Annotated in this window: 14 protein-coding genes, 1 rRNA gene and 1 riboswitch; of the genes, 2 read left to right on the forward strand and 13 right to left on the reverse strand. The window is 63.3% G+C overall.

Annotated elements, in window-relative coordinates; genetic code table 11:
• Positions 1 to 3: 3 nt before the first annotated feature.
• The 9 genes from QQJ96_RS14425 to metF all read right to left on the reverse strand — a co-directional run bounded on the left by QQJ96_RS14425 (position 4) and on the right by metF (position 9,184).
• On the reverse strand, positions 4 to 3,081 hold the full coding sequence (locus QQJ96_RS14425) for an error-prone DNA polymerase (RefSeq protein ID WP_284332716.1): 3,078 nt from the start codon (positions 3,079 to 3,081) through the stop codon (positions 4 to 6).
• Positions 3,078 to 4,478, reverse strand: a complete 1,401-nt coding sequence (locus tag QQJ96_RS14430) for a Y-family DNA polymerase (RefSeq protein ID WP_284332717.1) — start codon at positions 4,476 to 4,478, stop codon at positions 3,078 to 3,080. The genes QQJ96_RS14425 and QQJ96_RS14430 overlap by 4 nt, the downstream gene beginning before the upstream one ends.
• Before the next feature lie 12 nt (positions 4,479 to 4,490).
• Positions 4,491 to 5,162 (reverse strand): translesion DNA synthesis-associated protein ImuA, encoded by a 672-nt coding sequence (gene imuA, locus QQJ96_RS14435; protein WP_284332718.1) that lies wholly within the window; start codon positions 5,160 to 5,162, stop codon positions 4,491 to 4,493.
• On the reverse strand, positions 5,162 to 5,782 hold the full coding sequence (gene lexA / locus QQJ96_RS14440) for a transcriptional repressor LexA (protein ID WP_284332719.1): 621 nt from the start codon (positions 5,780 to 5,782) through the stop codon (positions 5,162 to 5,164). The genes imuA and lexA overlap by 1 nt, the downstream gene beginning before the upstream one ends.
• Before the next feature lie 147 nt (positions 5,783 to 5,929).
• Positions 5,930 to 6,355: a type II toxin-antitoxin system VapC family toxin gene (locus QQJ96_RS14445; protein WP_284332720.1), complete on the reverse strand. Its 426-nt coding sequence runs from the start codon at positions 6,353 to 6,355 to the stop codon at positions 5,930 to 5,932.
• On the reverse strand, positions 6,352 to 6,591 hold the full coding sequence (locus tag QQJ96_RS14450) for a FitA-like ribbon-helix-helix domain-containing protein (RefSeq protein ID WP_284332721.1): 240 nt from the start codon (positions 6,589 to 6,591) through the stop codon (positions 6,352 to 6,354). Before QQJ96_RS14450 ends, QQJ96_RS14445 begins: the two co-directional genes overlap by 4 nt.
• 153 nt (positions 6,592 to 6,744) lie before the next feature.
• Positions 6,745 to 7,662 carry a branched-chain amino acid transaminase gene (locus QQJ96_RS14455; RefSeq protein ID WP_284332722.1) on the reverse strand — a complete coding sequence of 306 codons (918 nt, stop codon included), beginning with the start codon at positions 7,660 to 7,662 and terminating at the stop codon, positions 6,745 to 6,747.
• 66 nt (positions 7,663 to 7,728) lie between these two features.
• Positions 7,729 to 8,328, reverse strand: coding sequence for a DUF4124 domain-containing protein (locus QQJ96_RS14460; protein WP_284332723.1), 600 nt, complete (start codon positions 8,326 to 8,328; stop codon positions 7,729 to 7,731).
• Positions 8,329 to 8,359: 31 nt separating this feature from the next.
• Positions 8,360 to 9,184, reverse strand: a complete 825-nt coding sequence (gene metF / locus QQJ96_RS14465) for a methylenetetrahydrofolate reductase [NAD(P)H] (RefSeq protein ID WP_284332724.1) — start codon at positions 9,182 to 9,184, stop codon at positions 8,360 to 8,362.
• Positions 9,185 to 9,395: 211 nt separating this feature from the next.
• Between metF and QQJ96_RS14470 the strand changes: the two genes are divergently transcribed.
• A complete protein-coding gene (locus QQJ96_RS14470) occupies positions 9,396 to 11,057 on the forward strand; it encodes an APC family permease (protein WP_284332725.1) in 1,662 nt (553 codons plus the stop codon).
• A gap of 149 nt (positions 11,058 to 11,206) precedes the next feature.
• Here QQJ96_RS14470 and QQJ96_RS14475 read toward each other — a convergent pair whose 3' ends face one another.
• Genes QQJ96_RS14475 through metX form a run of 3 tightly spaced genes read right to left on the reverse strand, consistent with a single transcriptional unit; the run spans position 11,207 to position 14,539 of the window.
• Complete coding sequence (locus QQJ96_RS14475) at positions 11,207 to 12,292, reverse strand: homoserine dehydrogenase family protein (RefSeq protein ID WP_284332726.1); 1,086 nt, start codon at positions 12,290 to 12,292, stop codon at positions 11,207 to 11,209.
• Positions 12,289 to 13,497 (reverse strand): cystathionine gamma-synthase, encoded by a 1,209-nt coding sequence (gene metB, locus QQJ96_RS14480; RefSeq protein ID WP_284332727.1) that lies wholly within the window; start codon positions 13,495 to 13,497, stop codon positions 12,289 to 12,291. Before metB ends, QQJ96_RS14475 begins: the two co-directional genes overlap by 4 nt.
• Positions 13,498 to 13,501: 4 nt before the next feature.
• Positions 13,502 to 14,539: a homoserine O-succinyltransferase MetX gene (gene metX / locus QQJ96_RS14485; RefSeq protein ID WP_284332728.1), complete on the reverse strand. Its 1,038-nt coding sequence runs from the start codon at positions 14,537 to 14,539 to the stop codon at positions 13,502 to 13,504.
• Positions 14,540 to 14,624: 85 nt separating this feature from the next.
• Positions 14,625 to 14,740: riboswitch (SAM riboswitch) on the reverse strand.
• Between the two features lie 201 nt (positions 14,741 to 14,941).
• Between metX and QQJ96_RS14490 the strand changes: the two genes are divergently transcribed.
• A complete protein-coding gene (locus QQJ96_RS14490; protein WP_284332729.1) occupies positions 14,942 to 15,958 on the forward strand; it encodes a cysteine synthase A in 1,017 nt (338 codons plus the stop codon).
• 154 nt (positions 15,959 to 16,112) lie between these two features.
• Here the strand turns inward: QQJ96_RS14490 and rrf are convergent.
• Positions 16,113 to 16,225: ribosomal RNA gene (rrf, locus tag QQJ96_RS14495) — 5S ribosomal RNA — on the reverse strand.
• Positions 16,226 to 16,396 lie beyond the last annotated feature (171 nt).

Below are 16,396 nucleotides of genomic sequence, written 5' to 3' on the forward strand. Positions count from 1 at the left end.
GCCTCAATGAAAATCCCGCGAGCGTGCATCCAGATCGGCCAACAGGCCGCTGAGATCGTGCAGTTTTCGTGCGATCAAATGACTTACGCCATCCACCGCCTCCCAGCGCCCCTCGATCGCCAGCAGGCGCGCCTCCAGGTAGGGCCTGCGTTGGGTTTGCGCGATGTGGTTCCACACCACCACGTTGACATGGCCGAACTCGTCTTCGATGGTGATGAAAGTGACGCCGCTGGCGGTCTGCGGCTGCTGGCGCTGGGTCACCAAACCTGCGGTGCGCACCTGGGTGGCATGCGGCAGCTGCTGCAGGCTGCGTGAATCCAGGTAGCGTTGCGCACGCAGGCGGCTGCGCAGCAGCTTTAGCGGATGAGGCCCAAGGCTCAGGCCGGTGTGCGCGTAGTCGGCGGTCAGGTTCTCGCTCACCGTGGGCAGCGGCAATACGATGTCCTGCTCTTGAGGGCTGTTGCGGCCGAACAGCGGCAATTGCGTTTCCACGCCTGAAGTCAGCCACAAGGCACGATGACGGTGGCCGGCGAGCCCGCGCAACGCGCCCGCGTCGGCAAGCAAGTCCTGGTGGCGCGCGTCCAGTTCGGCGCGGGTGCACAGGTCGACGACATCGCGGAAGGCCGCCGTTTTACGAGCTGCCGCAATGCGCCCTGCCACATTCTCGCTGCAGCCTCGCAATTGGCGCAGGCCAAGGCGCAAGGCCAACCCCGTCTTGCTATGCGCATCCATCTCCAACGTGCAGTCCCAATCGCTGTAGCGCACATCCATCGGGCGAACGCGAATACCGTTGCGCTGCGCATCCTGCACGATCTGGCTGGGGCCGTAGAAGCCCATGGGCTGGGCGTTGAGCAGCGCACAGGCGAACATGGCCGGCTCATGGCATTTCAACCAGCTGCTGGCGTAAGCGATATTGGCGAAGCTGGCCGCATGGCTTTCCGGAAAACCGTAGCTGCCAAAGCCTTTTATCTGATTGAAGATCTGTTCGGCGAATTCCAGCGTGTAGCCTCTTCCTAACATGCCGGTAACGAGCTTTTCGTGGTGTTTCTCCATGCCACCGTGGCGTTTCCATGCTCCCATGGCCCGGCGCAGCGAATCGGCTTCGCCTGCCGTATAGCCGGCCGCCACCATGGCCAGCTTCATCACCTGTTCCTGGAATAGCGGCACGCCTTTGGTGCGCTCAAGCACCGGCTCCAGCTCTTCGGATGGATAGACGACAGGCTCTTCGCCGCTTCGACGCCGCAGATAGGGATGCACCATGTCGCCCTGGATCGGACCGGGCCGCACGATCGCGATCTGGATCACCAGGTCGTAATAATTGGCCGGCTTCAGTCGCGGCAGCATGGCCATCTGGGCGCGACTTTCGATCTGAAACACGCCGATGGTGTCGGCGCGCTGGATCATTTGGTAAGTCTTGCGGTCATCCGCTTCGATGGTGGCAATATCCAGGGTTTTACCGCGGTATTGCTCGACCAATTTGAAGCACTTGCGCAGGCAGGTCAGCATGCCCAGCGCCAGGCAATCGACCTTGAGCAGGCCCATGCTATCTAAGTCATCCTTGTCCCATTGGATGATCGTACGGTCGGGCATGGCTGCATTTTCCACCGGCACCAGTTCATGCAGCGGCGCGTCGTGGATCACGAAGCCGCCCACATGCTGGCTCAGGTGGCGCGGCTTGCCGAGCAATTGCGCGGTCAGCTCAAGCAGCTTGCGCAACACTGGCGCCTCGGGGTCGAAGCCCTGCTCGCGCAGACGCTCGTGCAAAGAGGCATCCCCAAGCCGGAAGAAGCAGCGGCCAAGCTTGTCGATCTGGTCCTCGGGCAAGCCCAATACCTTGGCCACGTCGCGTACCGCGCTCTTGCTGCGGTAGCTGATGACCGTGGCGGCAATCGCGGCGCGTTCGCGACCGTACTTGTTGTAGACGTACTGGATGACTTGCTCGCGCCGTTCGTGTTCGAAATCGACGTCGATATCGGGCGGCTCATCGCGCTCTATCGAAATGAAGCGTTCCACCAGCAGCCTCACCTTGGACGGATCGGCATCGGTCACGCCCAGCGCGAAGCACACGATGGAATTGGCCGCCGATCCACGCCCCTGGCAGAGAATGCCTACGCTGCGCGCGTAGTGCACGATGTCGTGCACAGTGAGAAAAAAGGCTTCGTAATGCTTCTGCTCGATCAAGTGCAGCTCATGCTCGATCGTGACCTGATGTTCGGCCGGCACACCTTGCGGCCAACGCCATGCCGCACCTTGGGCAACAAGATGGCGTAGCCACTGCATGGGCGTATGGCCCTGCGGCACCAGCTCCCTGGGATACTGGTATTGCAAATCCCTTTTCAAATCGAAAGTGCAGCGCTTGGCGATGCGCACACTCTCGTCCAACAAGGCCTGGGGGTAGATTTTTTCGAGCTTGGAGCGGCGACGCAAATGCCGTTCACCATTGCGGAACAGCACAGCCCCGGCTTCGGCAATGGTCAGGTGATGCCGAATCGCCGTCATCGTGTGCTGCAGCGGCAGGCAGCGGCGTATATGCATGTGCACGTCACCGCAGGCTACGCGTGGCAATTGCAAGGCATCGCCCATGGCTTCGAGTTCGGCAAGACGCTCTTCGTCGTCGCCTTCGCAATGCAGTTCGACCGCCAGCCAGGCGCGATCCCCGAAAACCTGCCTTACCCATGCGCCATGCTCACGCTGTGGTTCGCGCCCGGGAATCCACAGCACCAGCGTGCCGGGCGCGCCATCGGCAAGATCCGCCTTGAACAGGCGATATTCGCCCTTCTCGGTAGCCCTTCGCCCCAGGGTGATCAGGCGGCACAGCGAAACATAGCCTTGCTTGTTTTCCGCCAGCAGCACCAGCTTGGGGCCATCGTCGAGCTGGATCTCCGTGCCGGCGATCAGCGGCAGCTTCGTATCGCGGGAAGCTTCCCAGGCGCGCACGATACCGGCGAGGGAGCATTCGTCGGTGATCGCCAAGGCGCTGTAGCCGCAATCGTTGGCGCGCTCGAACAATTCGCGCGCACTGGACGCGCCACGCTGGAACGAGAAATCCGACAGGCAGTGCAGCTCGGCGTAGTCGGTCATGCAAACCACCCGTGCAGCATCCAGCCGGCTTGTGCGCCTGGTGCGCAATAGGCCCAAGCGCGCTGCCCCTGTTCGGTTTCGACGATGTAGTAATCGCGGCGTACCGCATCGCCATCCCACCAGCCGGTTTCCATTCGCTCGGGGCCGGCAAGGATGCGCAGCACGCCGCGCAAGGGCACCGGCTTATCCAGCAACCAGGTAGGCCGTACACGCGGCTCGATGAAATCTTCATCCTGCGTGGCGATGCGCTGCGAGCGCTCGGGGCGTGGATCGATGGTGGCCGCCCAGCGATACACCGCGCGATCACCAAGCCGTGCGCGCAAGCGTTCGCATAATTGCTCGAACGGCAACGCGTTGGCGGGACGTTCGTCGAACAGATCGCGGCCGGCAGGAACGAAGCCGGGCAGATCGTCGGCGAGCAGGCGCAGCGACAGAACCGGTGCGGATAGCTGCACTCGTTCCAGGCGTCCGCGCGCGGCTTCGAACAGCACGTTGGCATCGCGTTCGGGCGAGAGCATGCCGACCGCCACTTCGGTCACCGCGCGCTCGCGATGCTCCAGTCGCAGGGCAAAGCGCTGCACGCCCCCATCGCGGCCGGAAAGATAAGCGGCAAGATCGCCGGTCATGCGTTTCAGCGGAAAGAGCAGCGAAGCGATGTTTTCCACCTCGTGCGAAAGCTCGATGCGCCAGTCCACCGCATCGGGCGGCACATGCAGTTCCAGTCCCGGCGGGATGTCGCCCAGCAGGCGGTCGATGTGCTGCAGCAACTGGGCACCAAAGCGTCGCTGCAGACCATCGCGCGGCATGTGCAACAACTGTCCCAGCCGGCGGATGCCCATGCGCGGCAAGGCATCCACCGCGCGCTCGGGTAAATGGCTCTGATGCAAAGGCACTACATCGAGCGCACGCTGCATCACTTCCCTGGTCAGGACAGCCATCCCATCGTTCACGCCGGCAAGCACATGCGCGGCATGTGGGGTGGGCGCCGCAGCGATGCGATGACGAAAACCCAGCTCGGCAAGATCATGGCGCAGGCTGCGTTCTATCTTCGGCCAATCGCCCAACAGGCTTTGGCTGCGACTGATTTCCAGCACGACGGCTTGCGGCAGCAATGCCACTTGCGAGCTATAGCGATACGCCACGCCAGCGAGGAAGCGCTGCCAGCGATCCTCTTCCGCAGCGTCATAAGGGATGGCCTCCAATTGCGCCAGCAGCGCTTGGGCTGCGCTCAGACGCTGGCCGACGCGCAAGCCCGCGGCCTGCGCGGATAGATTGGCAGCGACAACGCAACGCGCATTCGCCGGGCCATCCACCAGCACCAGCGGAGCATCATCGGCACGGCGGCGAAGGACGCCATCCAGCGCCAAGTGCGGCAAGCTTATGCAGGCCCATAACATGGATGGCCACCATCACCCCTCGCCCGCTTGCAGCGCCTGGACTGGACTTGATGGAAGGGCTTTGGCCATGCGCAGCTCGAACGGGATCGCCTGCATCGGCGCATTCCCACCGCGGCATTTGCGCACCCAGATCAAAGGCTGCGGCAATGCCGTAAGCTCCAACCGCAACGCGGCCGGCGAGGCGTTCGCCAGATGCCGGCGATCGCGAAACACGAAAGCCAGGGCACGTCCCGTATCTGCCGCCACCTGCAAACGGCGCAAGCTGCGATCATCGGCCTGCTGCGGCCACGCCAGCACGGCGGCGCAACTACCGGAACGCAAGGCTTGTTCGGCAGCCCACAGCACCTGTGGCTCGTCCGCATCGACTACTTCCACGTGCTGCAGATTCACACCCTGCTGCCGCCAGCCCATCGCGCAAGGCGCATACGGCGGCGCAATCAACATGACGGGGCGATGGCCTTGGGTGAGGCGAGCGAGAGTCGGCAGCAACAAGCGCAACTCGCCGATGCCGTCGGCCGGCAACAGGATTTCCGTGAGCGAAGCTTCCGGCCAGCCGCGCGCCGGCAGTACCGCGTCGAGCATCGGCCAGCCGGTCGGCTGCCCGCCTTCGACCGGCGCGGCCGCGCTACCGCGCCACACCTGCCGGGCCTCCAGCAGGTTGGACAAAGCCAGCACCGCGCCCATCAGCCGGCCCTCACCAGACCTGCGAACAGTCCTTCGATGGCAAAGTCTTCAGTGGGATCGGGATCGATCGGCTGATAGCCGGGGCTGTTCGGTAGCAGGCGGATCACCTCGCCTTGCCAGTACAGCCGCTTGATGGTGAAGCGATCGCCCGCCACGCGAGCCGCCACGACCTGGCCATGCCGGGCGACCGGCGTGGCGTGAACGGCCACCAGGTCGCCGTCCAGGATGCCTTCGTCGCGCATGGAATCGCCGATCACCCTTACCAGGTAATCCGGCTGCAGGCGGAACAGCCAGCGCGAGACGCGCAGGCTGCGCTCCACGCGCTCTTCGGAAAAGATCGGCTCGCCGGCGGCGATGCGGCCGACCAGGGGGAGTTCCAGCGTATCGGCGGCGAGCGGGTCTTCCTCGCGTACCAGCCGGATGCCGCGCGCCCGGTTGGGCTCGATCACCAGCCGGCCCTTGGCCTCCAGCGCACGCACGTGCTTGAGCACCGCGCTTACGCTGGGAATACCCATCGCCTGGCCGATTTCCTCCAGCGTGGGCACCTCTTCGCCGCGCTCCAGCCGCTCGCGGATAAAGGCGAGGATGTTGAACTGACGGCTGGTGAGCTGTAGGGTCATGGCGCCTATCTTTTCACCTTTTTTGGTGAAAATGAAGTGGCTCGCTCCCTAATAGGCGCGTAGGCTGGGATGACAATCCCAGCATCAGGATGCATGGGGGAAGCTGGGATTCGCATCCCAGCCTACACGCTGGTGAGCTGGAGGCTCTTAAACCTTCGTTTCCCAGGGATTGATTACTTCGACCCCGGCGGCTTCGAACGGAGCGACATCGCGCGTAGCCACCGCAAGCCCGTTCGCTGCGGCTGTCGCCGCGATATATCCATCCGCCGTGCCAATCGCCTTGCCTGCTGCGCGCGCCCGTGCTCGCAGTTCAGCATAGGCTTGAGCGGCTTCTGCATCGAACGACAAAATGCGCCCCTTAAATAAAGGGATCACACGCCGCTCGAGGTTGTGATGCAAGCTCTCTTTTCGCTTGCCTGCTGGCAAAGCAGCTACACCAAACCGTAGTTCGGCCAGGCTGATCGCAGCCAAATACAGCGTTTCGATATTTTGCGCATCGATCCACGCTAGCACTTCGGGGCTGGCCGTAAGCCGCAATGGCTCAGAAATGACGTTCGTATCCAGCAGAATCATTCAAAGCTCAGCGGCTCGGTCGGGGTTTTATCTCGCTCGATCTCCAAATCGAGGCCACCCGCTTCGCGTCCAATTTCGGCCAGCAAAGAACCGAGCTTGACGCGTCCTTCCGGTTTCACGGCGTCCTCCAGGATGTCCCGGATCTCTGCCTCGGTGCTGCGGCCGTGCATGGCCGCCCGCACACGCAAGGCGCGATGCACCTCTTCAGGCACGTTACGTATGGTGATGGCTGCCATAGCTGCAAAACCCTCAATCGCATGCATTGATAGCAATATATCAAAATGCTATCAATGCCGCAATTTGACAAGGGCCTCGCCGCTGGAGCGCGTAAGCTGGGATTGTCATCCCAGCCTACGCCCTCTCCCCAGAGGGGAGAGGGGATGAAACGGTCAAACCGGCTCCAGCCAGCCCCACTTGTCCTGGGTCTTGCCGTTGAACAGCCCGAAGTACAACTCCTGCAAGCGGCGGGTAAGACGCCCGGCCTTGCCGCTGCCCACCTGCTTGCCGTCGATCTCGCGGATCGGGGTGATTTCGGCGGCGGTGCCGCACATCAGCACTTCGTCGGCCAGGTACAGGTATTCGCGCGGGATGTCGCGTTCCACCACTTCGATACCGTCTTCGCGTGCCAGCACCTTAATGGTGTCGCGGGTGATGCCGGCGAGGATGGAGGCGCTGGCCGGCGTGGTGTGCAGCACGCCATCGAACGCCAGGAACAGGTTTTCACCCGCGCCTTCGCTGAGCAGGCCGCTGGAGGCCAGGGCGATGCCTTCACCGAAACCGAGGCGGCGTGCCTCGCGCGCGATCAGCTGGCCGGAAAGATAGTTGCCGCCTGCCTTGGCGCCCGCCGGAATCGTGTTAGGCGCGAAGCGCTGCCAGCTCGATACGCAGGCGGTGATACCCACTTCCAACGCCTCCGGCCCCAGGTACGGGCCCATCGGCCAGGTCGCCACGGCGACATCGATCGGCGTATCGGCGGAAAGCCCGAAACCGCCCAGGCCACGATAAGCCACCGGGCGCAGGTAGGCAGCGGAGTAGCCGTTCTTGCGAATCACTTCGCGGCATGCCGCAGCCAATTGATCCTGCGAATACGGCAGCACCATGTCGTAGATCTTGGCCGACTGGTACAAGCGCTTGAGGTGATCGGTGAGACGGAAGATCGCCGCACCTTCCGGCGTGACGTAGCTGCGGATCCCTTCGAATATCGACGAGCCGTAATGCAAGGCGTGCGACATCACGTGCGCGGTGGCGTCTTTCCACGGCTTGATCTCGCCGTTCTGCCAAATCCATTCGGGATACTGCTGGGCCATGGGGGATCTCCGGTGGGGATCGCCCATGATAACGTGCCGAATCTTTCGACACCTTTCGTCTTCGATTTAGCCGCCTTGTGGACGCAACCACACGCAGCCAGAACGATGCACCACGTCGAATTGGGCTTGCGTGGTAGCGCCACTACCATCATCGGACTCGGTCTCGACAATCAGCGCTCCACCATGCGCGGGCGTCTGGTTGGGCGAAGCCGACAGCGAAAGCGAGGAAGCATCGGCATCGTCGTCATGATCGGAAGTCGACGAGGGCTCGCCCGTGCTTTTCACTTCGATCAGCGGACGCGACATCAATCGGTTGTAGTAGCGGATACCCGCGACCACTTCCTCTTTGCCATCGCCGTTCCACAAGGTCAGGCCGGCAAGACGGTTGGGATTGCGCTCGGTGAAGGCATCGATCACCGCTTGCTTGAGCTGCTTCAGATCCGCCGCGCAGGTCACCGCAGGTGCTTGCGATGGCTGCTGCTCGACTGGCGCATGCACGCTTGCCGCAGGCGCGGGCATGACCGGTTTGGCATTGAGGTCGGTGCAAACGCGATCCGTAAACACCGGAATGCCGTCCGCGCCCATGCAGCGATGGATATCGCCCTGCGCCTTGGCGGCGCAGACGGGCAGCAACAGAAGCAATAACAGGAGCGAGGCTAAGCGCATCGGGCGAGCATAGCCCGATCCGTGATACGCATCAGTGCAACTGGTCAAGCACTGCGCGTGTCGCTTTCGCCCGGTTCAGCGTGTAGAAATGCAGGCCCGGCGCGCCGCCTTCCAGCAAACGGCGGCACAGTTGCGCCACCACCTCCGCGCCCATCGCGCGAATGGATTCCACGTCGTCGTAATACGCCTGCATGCGCTTGGCGATCCAGCGCGGGATCTCCGCGCCGCAGGCATCGGAGAAACGCTTGAGCTGCGCGTAATTGGAGATCGGCATGATGCCCGGCACGACCGGCACCGACACGCCCATGCGCCGTACGTCGTCGACGAAGCGGAAATACGCGTCCGCATTGAAAAAGTACTGCGTGATCGCCCCGTTCGCGCCGGCGTCGATCTTCGCCTTGAAATGCTTGAGGTCGGCCTGGACGTCTTCGGCCTGCGGGTGCATTTCCGGGTATGCCGCCACTTCGATATGGAAATGCTCGCCGCAGTGCTCGCGGATGAAGCGCACCAGCTCGGCGGCGTAACGGAAATCGCCCGGCGAGGCCATGCCCGAGGGTAGGTCACCGCGCAGCGCCACCAGGCGCCGGTAACCGGCGGCGCGATAGGTATCGAGCAGGTCGGCGATTTCCTTGCGGGTGCCACCCATGCAGGATAGGTGCGGCGCCACCTCCAGCCCATGCTGCCGGTGCAGCCGCGCCACCGTTTCACTGGTATAGCTCAAGGTGGAGCCACCGGCGCCGAAGGTTACGGAGACGTATTCGGGCTTGAGCGCCTTCAGCTCCTTGGCGGCCTTGTCGAGCTGGGCGCGCTGTTCGTCGGTCTTGGGCGGAAAGAATTCGAAGCTGATGGCCGGCATGGGCTTGGGATCCTCGCGTCAGGCCGACAGTATATATCTCTTCTTCGGGATGAAAAGATATATACCTGTGACTAGCCTGCTGCCACTCCTCACCGCGCGACTTCCGACACGCGCCCGCGGCTACGGCTGACACTACACACTTGGGTCTGTCATCATCCTCAGATTGTGTCGCCCGCAAGGCGGCCGTTCATTAGCTTCAAGGGAGTCCTCGATGTCTTCTTCCAACGCGATCCGCCGCGATGTGGGCCCGTTTGCCCTCATGCTTACCGGCCTGGGCTCGATCATCGGTTCCGGCTGGCTGTTCGGCGCGTGGAAGGCGGCCGGCCTGGCCGGCCCAGGCGCGATCTGGGCGTGGGTGCTGGGCGCGGCGATCATCATGACCATCGCGCTCACCTATGCCGAACTGGGGGCGATGTTCCCCGAGTCCGGCGGCATGGTGCGCTACGGCCATTATTCGCACGGCTCGCTGGTCGGCTTCATCGCCGCCTGGGCGAACTGGATCGCGATCGTATCGGTGATTCCGGTGGAGGCCGAAGCCTCGGTGCAGTACATGGCCTCCTGGCCGTGGGCCTGGGCGCAGGACCTGTACCACGTTACCGATGGCGTCGGCGAACTGAGCCACAACGGCCTCGCCATCGCGGCGGTGCTGGTGATCATCTACTTCCTGCTCAACTTCTGGAGCGTGAAGCTGTTCGCGCACTCCAACACCGCGATCACCGTGTTCAAGCTGATCGTGCCGGCGGCGACCGGCCTGGCGTTGATCGCCAGCGGATTTCATCGGGAGAATTTCTCGGTCGGCATCCATGGCGGCGACCACGTGATCGATTTCGCGGCCGTGCTCACGGCGGTGGCGACTGCCGGTATCGTCTTCAGCTTCAACGGTTTCCAGAGTCCGGTGAACCTGGCCGGCGAGGCACGCAATCCAGGCCGCAGCATTCCGTTCGCCGTGGTGGGTTCGATCCTGCTGGCGACAGTGATCTACGTGATTCTGCAGGTGGCCTATCTCGGTGCAGTGCCGCCGGAGCTACTCGCCAAGGCAGGTTGGCACGGTATCAACTTCCGTTCGCCGTTCGCGGAACTGGCCATCATCGTCAATCTGCATTGGCTGGCGATGCTGCTGTATGTGGATGCCTTCATCAGCCCCAGCGGCACCGGCATGACGTATACCGCCACCACCGCACGCATGATCTACGGCATGGAACGCAACGGCACGCTGCCGAAGATCCTGGGCCAGGTGCATCCGACCTGGGGCGTGCCGCGTCCGGCGATGTGGTTCAACCTGCTGGTGTCGTTCCTGTTCCTGTTCTACTTCCGCGGCTGGGGCACGCTGGCGGCGGTGATCTCGGTGGCGACGATCATTTCCTATCTCACCGGCCCGGTGAGCGTAATGACGCTGCGCCGTACCGCCACGGAATTGCATCGTCCGCTGCGCGTGGCAGGCTTGCCGGTATTGGCCGGCGTCGCCTTCATCATGGCGACCGAACTGCTGTACTGGGCGAAGTGGCCGCTGACCGGCGAAATCATCCTGCTGATGGTGGTGGCCTTGCCGGTGTATCTGTACTACCAGGCGAAAGCGGGCTGGCACGATTTCGGCCGCCATTTGAAAGGCGCAAGCTGGCTGATCGTCTACCTGCCCACCATCGCGATCGTGTCCTGGCTGGGCAGCACGGCCTTCGGCGGCCGCGGCTATCTGACTTACGGCTCGGACCTGGTCGTCGTCGCCGTCATCGGGCTGGTGTTCTACCTGTGGGGCGTGAAGTGCGGCTGGCGTACGCCGGCGGTGGAAGCTGCGCGGGATACGGCACACTTGCATCCGGACCTGCCGCTAGTGCCGCCGGATGAAGAAACCGCCGAGCGTATCGCGCGCGGTTGACGCACCCGAATTCTCATCTTGTCACGCCGTCCCCCTCCTAAGGGGACGGTACGAATAATCCAACGTCAGCACGTAGGCTGGGATGACAATCCCAGCATTGCCATGCATGCAGCATCACGATGCTGGGATTGTCATCCCAGCCTACGAAATCAACCCAACGCCAGGATGTCGCCCAGCAAAGCCTGGGCCGTAACTTCGGGGCCAGCTCCCGGCCCTTGGATCACCAGCGGCTGCGTGTGGTAGCGCGTGGTGGTCAGGGCAAACTGATTGTCGGTACCGTACAGACGCGCAGCGGGATGCGTCGGGGACACCTCGGTAATGCCCACGCGCGCACGGCCACGCTGATTGAGCCGCGCCAGGAAGCGCAGCACCTGGCCACGCGCACGCGCCGCTTCATGCAGGGCCGCCAACGGCTCGTCCAATTCTTCCAGGCGCGCCAGGAAAGCTTCGGTGGAAAGCTCGCGCAGGCTTTCCGGCACCAGGCTTTCCACCAGCACCTCATCGCTACCCAGGGCGAAGCCGGCATTGCGGGCCAGGATCAGCAACTTGCGCGCCACGTCCTCGCCGGACAGATCGGCACGCGGGTCCGGTTCGGTGTAACCCAGCTTGCGTGCATCGCGCAGCAGCTCGGAAAACGGACGGCTGCCGTCGTAGGTGTTGAACAAATAGGAAAGCGAGCCGGAAAACACGCCTTCCAGCGTAAGCAAACTGTCGCCGCAATCGCATAGCCGGCGCAGCGTGGACAGCACCGGCAAGCCTGCACCCACCGTGGCGGAATCGCCGTAGCGACCACCCGCAGCGCGTGCTGTCTGCAATGCTCGCCAACCCGGGAGCTGCCCGCCGGCCAGCGATTTGTTGGCGGTGACAACGTGATAGCCGCGAGCCAGCCAATCGGCATGACGCGAAGCCAGCTCGGCCGACGCGGTGGCGTCGACGATCACTTTCAACGCCGCATGATGTTCATCCAACGCCGACAGCAAGGCGGCATCATCGCGCGGCGCACCTTCGCGTCTCAGTCGCTCGCGCAGATCACGGGCGGCAAGCTGCGTCGCCTCGGTCTGCTGCTTGCGCGAGTTCGCCGCGCCCACCAGGTGCAGCCGTTTCGCCACCGGCGTGCACAGCAATTTGAGAAAAGCACCGCCTACTACGCCAGTGCCAAGCAGTACCAGCGCGACTTGCTGCGGCGCAGCCGCCGCTGCCTTGGGAACGACCGCCTCGGCCAGCACCGCGCTCATGCGATCACCCGACGTTTCGAGGCGTTCTCGCTCACGGCACGCGCACGCTGCAATCCTGCTTCAAGATCGCGCAACAAGTCGTCGCCATCTTCAATGCCGATCGACAGTCGCAGCAAGGTGTCAGCGATGCCGGCGGCATGACGCGCTTCGGGCGCCATCGCGGCATGCGTCATCGAAGCCGGATGCGCGACCAGGCTTTCAACGCCACCGAGCGATTCGGCCAGCGAGAAATAACCCAGGCCATCCACGAAGGCCTCGATCTGCGCAACGTCGCCGTGCAATTCGAAACTCAGCATGCCGCCGAAGCCCTGCTGCTGGCGTGCGGCCAGTGCATGGCCTACATGCTGCTGCAGGCCTGGGTAATACACCTTGCGTACGGCATCGTGCTGATCGAGATGGGCGGCGATGCGTTGCGCGTTTTCCTGGTGCTGACGCAGGCGCACGCCGAGCGTGCGCAAGCCGCGCAACGTAAGAAAGCTGTCGAACGGTGCACCGGTAAGGCCGTTGCAATTGCCCCACCATTTCAGTTGTTCGGCCACCGCCGCGTCACGGGCTACTACCGCGCCACCTACGACATCGCTATGGCCGTTGATGTATTTGGTCGTCGAATGCACGACTACGTCCGCGCCCAACGCAAGCGGCTGCTGCAATGCGGGCGAAAGGAAGGTGTTGTCTACCACCACCAGCGCGCCGACCGCGTGCGCAGCCTGCGCCACATGGCGAATGTCGGTAATGCGCAGCAGCGGATTCGACGGCGTTTCCACCCACACCAGGGCTGGCTTCAACGCCAGGCCTTCGGCCAGTGCATGGTTGTCGGTGAGATCGGCGAAGCGAACGCTGAAGCGTCCCTTCTTCGCCCATGCATCGAGCAAGCGCCACGTACCGCCGTAGCAATCATGCGCTGCAAGCACGGTGGCACCGGCGGGAACCAGCTCCAGTGCGAGTGCAACCGCGGCCATGCCACTGGCAGTGATCACTGCACCGGCACCTTGCTCCAGTTCGGCGAGGGCATTGCCGAGCAGGTCGCGCGTGGGATTGCCGCTGCGCGAATAGTCATAGGCGCGCTTGCCGCCAAGGCCCGTAAAGCTGTAGTTGGTGGAGAGATGCAACGCCGGCACGACAGCACCGTGTTGCGTGTCCGATTCGATGCCTGCACGCACGGCGCGGGTGCTGGCGGCGGCTTCCTTGATCGTATCAGCGCACATGATTTCAAGCTCCACAATGACAAGAGACGGCCTGGCGCAGCAGCGGCGCCAGTTTGGTGGTTTCCTTCAGGAAAGCATCGTGCCCGTAGGGCGAATCGACTACTTCCAGCGTGGCCGAACCGCGCAGGCGGCGCTGCAGTTCGCACAGATCGGCCAGCGGCACCAGGCGATCGGAAGGAAAGCCGATCAACGTAGCCGGCACGCCGACCGATTCCGGCGCGACGTCATGCAGATCGATCGATTCGGACAACGCCAGAAAGCGGTCCAGATCAAAACGCTGTACGAAACTGCGACCAGCGTGTTCGAGGTAGTCCTCGACCGGGAAATGGAAGCGGCCTTCGCGATAGTCGGGCGTTCCGGCAAAGCGGCGTGCGAACTCTTCGCTGCCGCGATAAGTGGTCATGGCCAATTGGCGGGCCAGCGAAAGTGCTTCGTTGATCTGGCCGGAAGCCTGGCCCAGGCGCAGGATCTGGCGTTGGATCGCACGCTGCGCGGTCGCCATCGGATGCGCGCGATGCGCGCCGGCAAGCAGGACTAGCCTCTCCAGCTTATTCGGGTGGCGCGCGGCAAAGGCAAGTGCGGCCATCGCGCCATAGGAAGAACCCACGAAGGCGGCTACACGACCGATGCCGAGCGCATCGACCAGCGCGGCCAAGGCATCGGCCTGGTCTTCGCTGGAGATGGCGCGCGGACTGTTTTCGAAATCGGCCGGCGTAAGCCAGTCGATGCTGAGCACTCGGCAATGGGCCAGGTCGATGGCTTGGCCGTGTCCCACCAGTTCGGACCACCAGCCGGGCTGGCCCTGTTCGGTGCCGGCCACGTAGCGATCCGCGGAGATGCCGCCCTGCACGATGATCGTGGGCGCATCCGGCGCACCCGTCCACTGGTAACGCACATCCACCGGGACTACGCCATGACCGTACTTCGGCTGTAAGCCGAGGCGGCGTGAGCTGCGCTGGGCGGTAAGCGTACTGCGCGAGTGCAAGGGCACGACCACGGCAGTGGGACGATCTTCGAGGGAGGAATTGGCGAGGTGGGGCATCTTTCGGTCTCCGTTTGCATCGCCCTGCGGAGAACCTGATGACGAGTTGCCGCCAGACAAACCATGCGACGCATGGACTGACGACATCCCATCTCTCGGGTGGCGCTTAAGCGCCCCGCAGGAGTTGGCACCGTTGCAGGTTTGATCCTGCAGGTTGCCCCGGCTTCAAAGGGCCTGTCCCTCAGCCGGTCTCGATGAGTGGAATCGACTATACCTATGGCATTTTTGAGCGTCAATGGACGTATAGACGTCTAAACGTAAAAACACCCCTAAAGCACGGCGAATTTTGCCTATATGGGAAAAGACCATATGCCGCCGGCAGCGCCATACAGCCATGGATGGCGGCATGGCGAACTCGCGCTATCCTCAGCCCGCCCCTCTCCAAGTTCCCGAGCCCGCCCCATGAGCATCCAGCCCGATCTGTCCTCGGCCGTCGGCCATACCCCGCTGCTGCGCCTACGCGGTGCGTCGGAGCTGACCGGTTGCGAAGTGCTGGGCAAGGCCGAATTCCTCAATCCGGGCGGCTCGATCAAGGACCGCACCGCCCTGGGGCTGATCCTGGATGCCGAGCGCCGCGGGCTGTTGCCCCCGGGTGGCACGATCGTGGAGGGTACGGCGGGAAATACCGGAATCGGGATGGCGCTGATCGGGGCCAGCCGGGGTTACCGCACGGTGATCGTCATGCCGGAAACGCAGAGCCGGGAGAAGATCGACGCCTTGCGCGTAGCCGGTGCCGATGTGCGGCTGGTGCCGGCGGCGCCCTTCAAGGATCCCAGGCACTATGTCCATATCGCTCGCGCCTATTGCGAGAGCTTGAACGAGCAAGCGCCGGGCAGTGCCTGGTTCGGCAACCAGTTCGACAACACCGCCAATCGCGACTGGCACGAAGCGACCACCGCCCTGGAGATTTGGGAGCAGACCGGGGGCAAGGTCGACGGCTTCGTCTGCTCGGCGGGAACGGGCGGCACGCTGGCCGGCGTCGGCCGGGCGCTGAAAGCACGCAAGCCCGCGGTAAAGATCGCGCTTTCCGATCCCACCGGCTCGGCGTTGGCCAATTACATCAACCGCGGCGAACTGGTTGCGGAGGGCACGTCCATCAGCGAAGGCATCGGCTCCAGCCGTATCACCGCGAACTTCCAGGATGCGCCGATCGATCTAGCATGGTTGATCCCGGATCAGGAATCCGTGCCGTTGTTGCATCAGCTGTTGCGAGAGGAAGGCTGGTGTGTCGGCGGTTCCAGCGGCGTGAACCTGGCAGGCGCGATCCGGCTGGCGAAAACGCTCGGGCCAGGACACACCATAGTGACCGTTCTGGCCGATGCTGGTACACGCTATCAGGCCAAGCTGTTCAATCCACCGTTCCTGCGCGAGAAAAGCATTCCGGTGCCGGAGTGGCTGGCGCAGTCATTCGGCGGCTGACGTGCAGTGGGCTGGGATGAAATCCCAGCATCGCGAGGCTGAGTGCATGGCTATGCTGGGATTGTCATCCCAGCCTACGCCAGGCGAGCGGTACGTTGTGACTGGCGCAAAGCAAAACGCCTTCCCGGATGGGAAGGCGTTTTAGGGATAAAGCCCCTGGCGGTGACCTACTCTTGCATGGAAGTCCACACTACCATCGGCGCAGCTGCGTTTCACTTCCGAGTTCGGGATGGGATCGGGTGGGGCCACAGCGCTATAGCCGCCAGGGAAGGGGTGGGAGCAGCGCATTGAGCGCCAGCTCCGCAAAGGGGTAAACGAGTGACAAGCGTCTGGTGAAGTATTCGAGATGTTTCGTTTGGGCATCCGCTCTTTTGAGGAGTCCGACCAAGGATGGTCGGGTCACTTCTAGAGGGACCTACAAAAGCGTCTTGGGGTTAT

This window comes from Dyella flagellata (assembly GCF_030160275.1).
Classification (GTDB): Bacteria; Pseudomonadota; Gammaproteobacteria; order Xanthomonadales; family Rhodanobacteraceae; genus Dyella_B; species Dyella_B flagellata.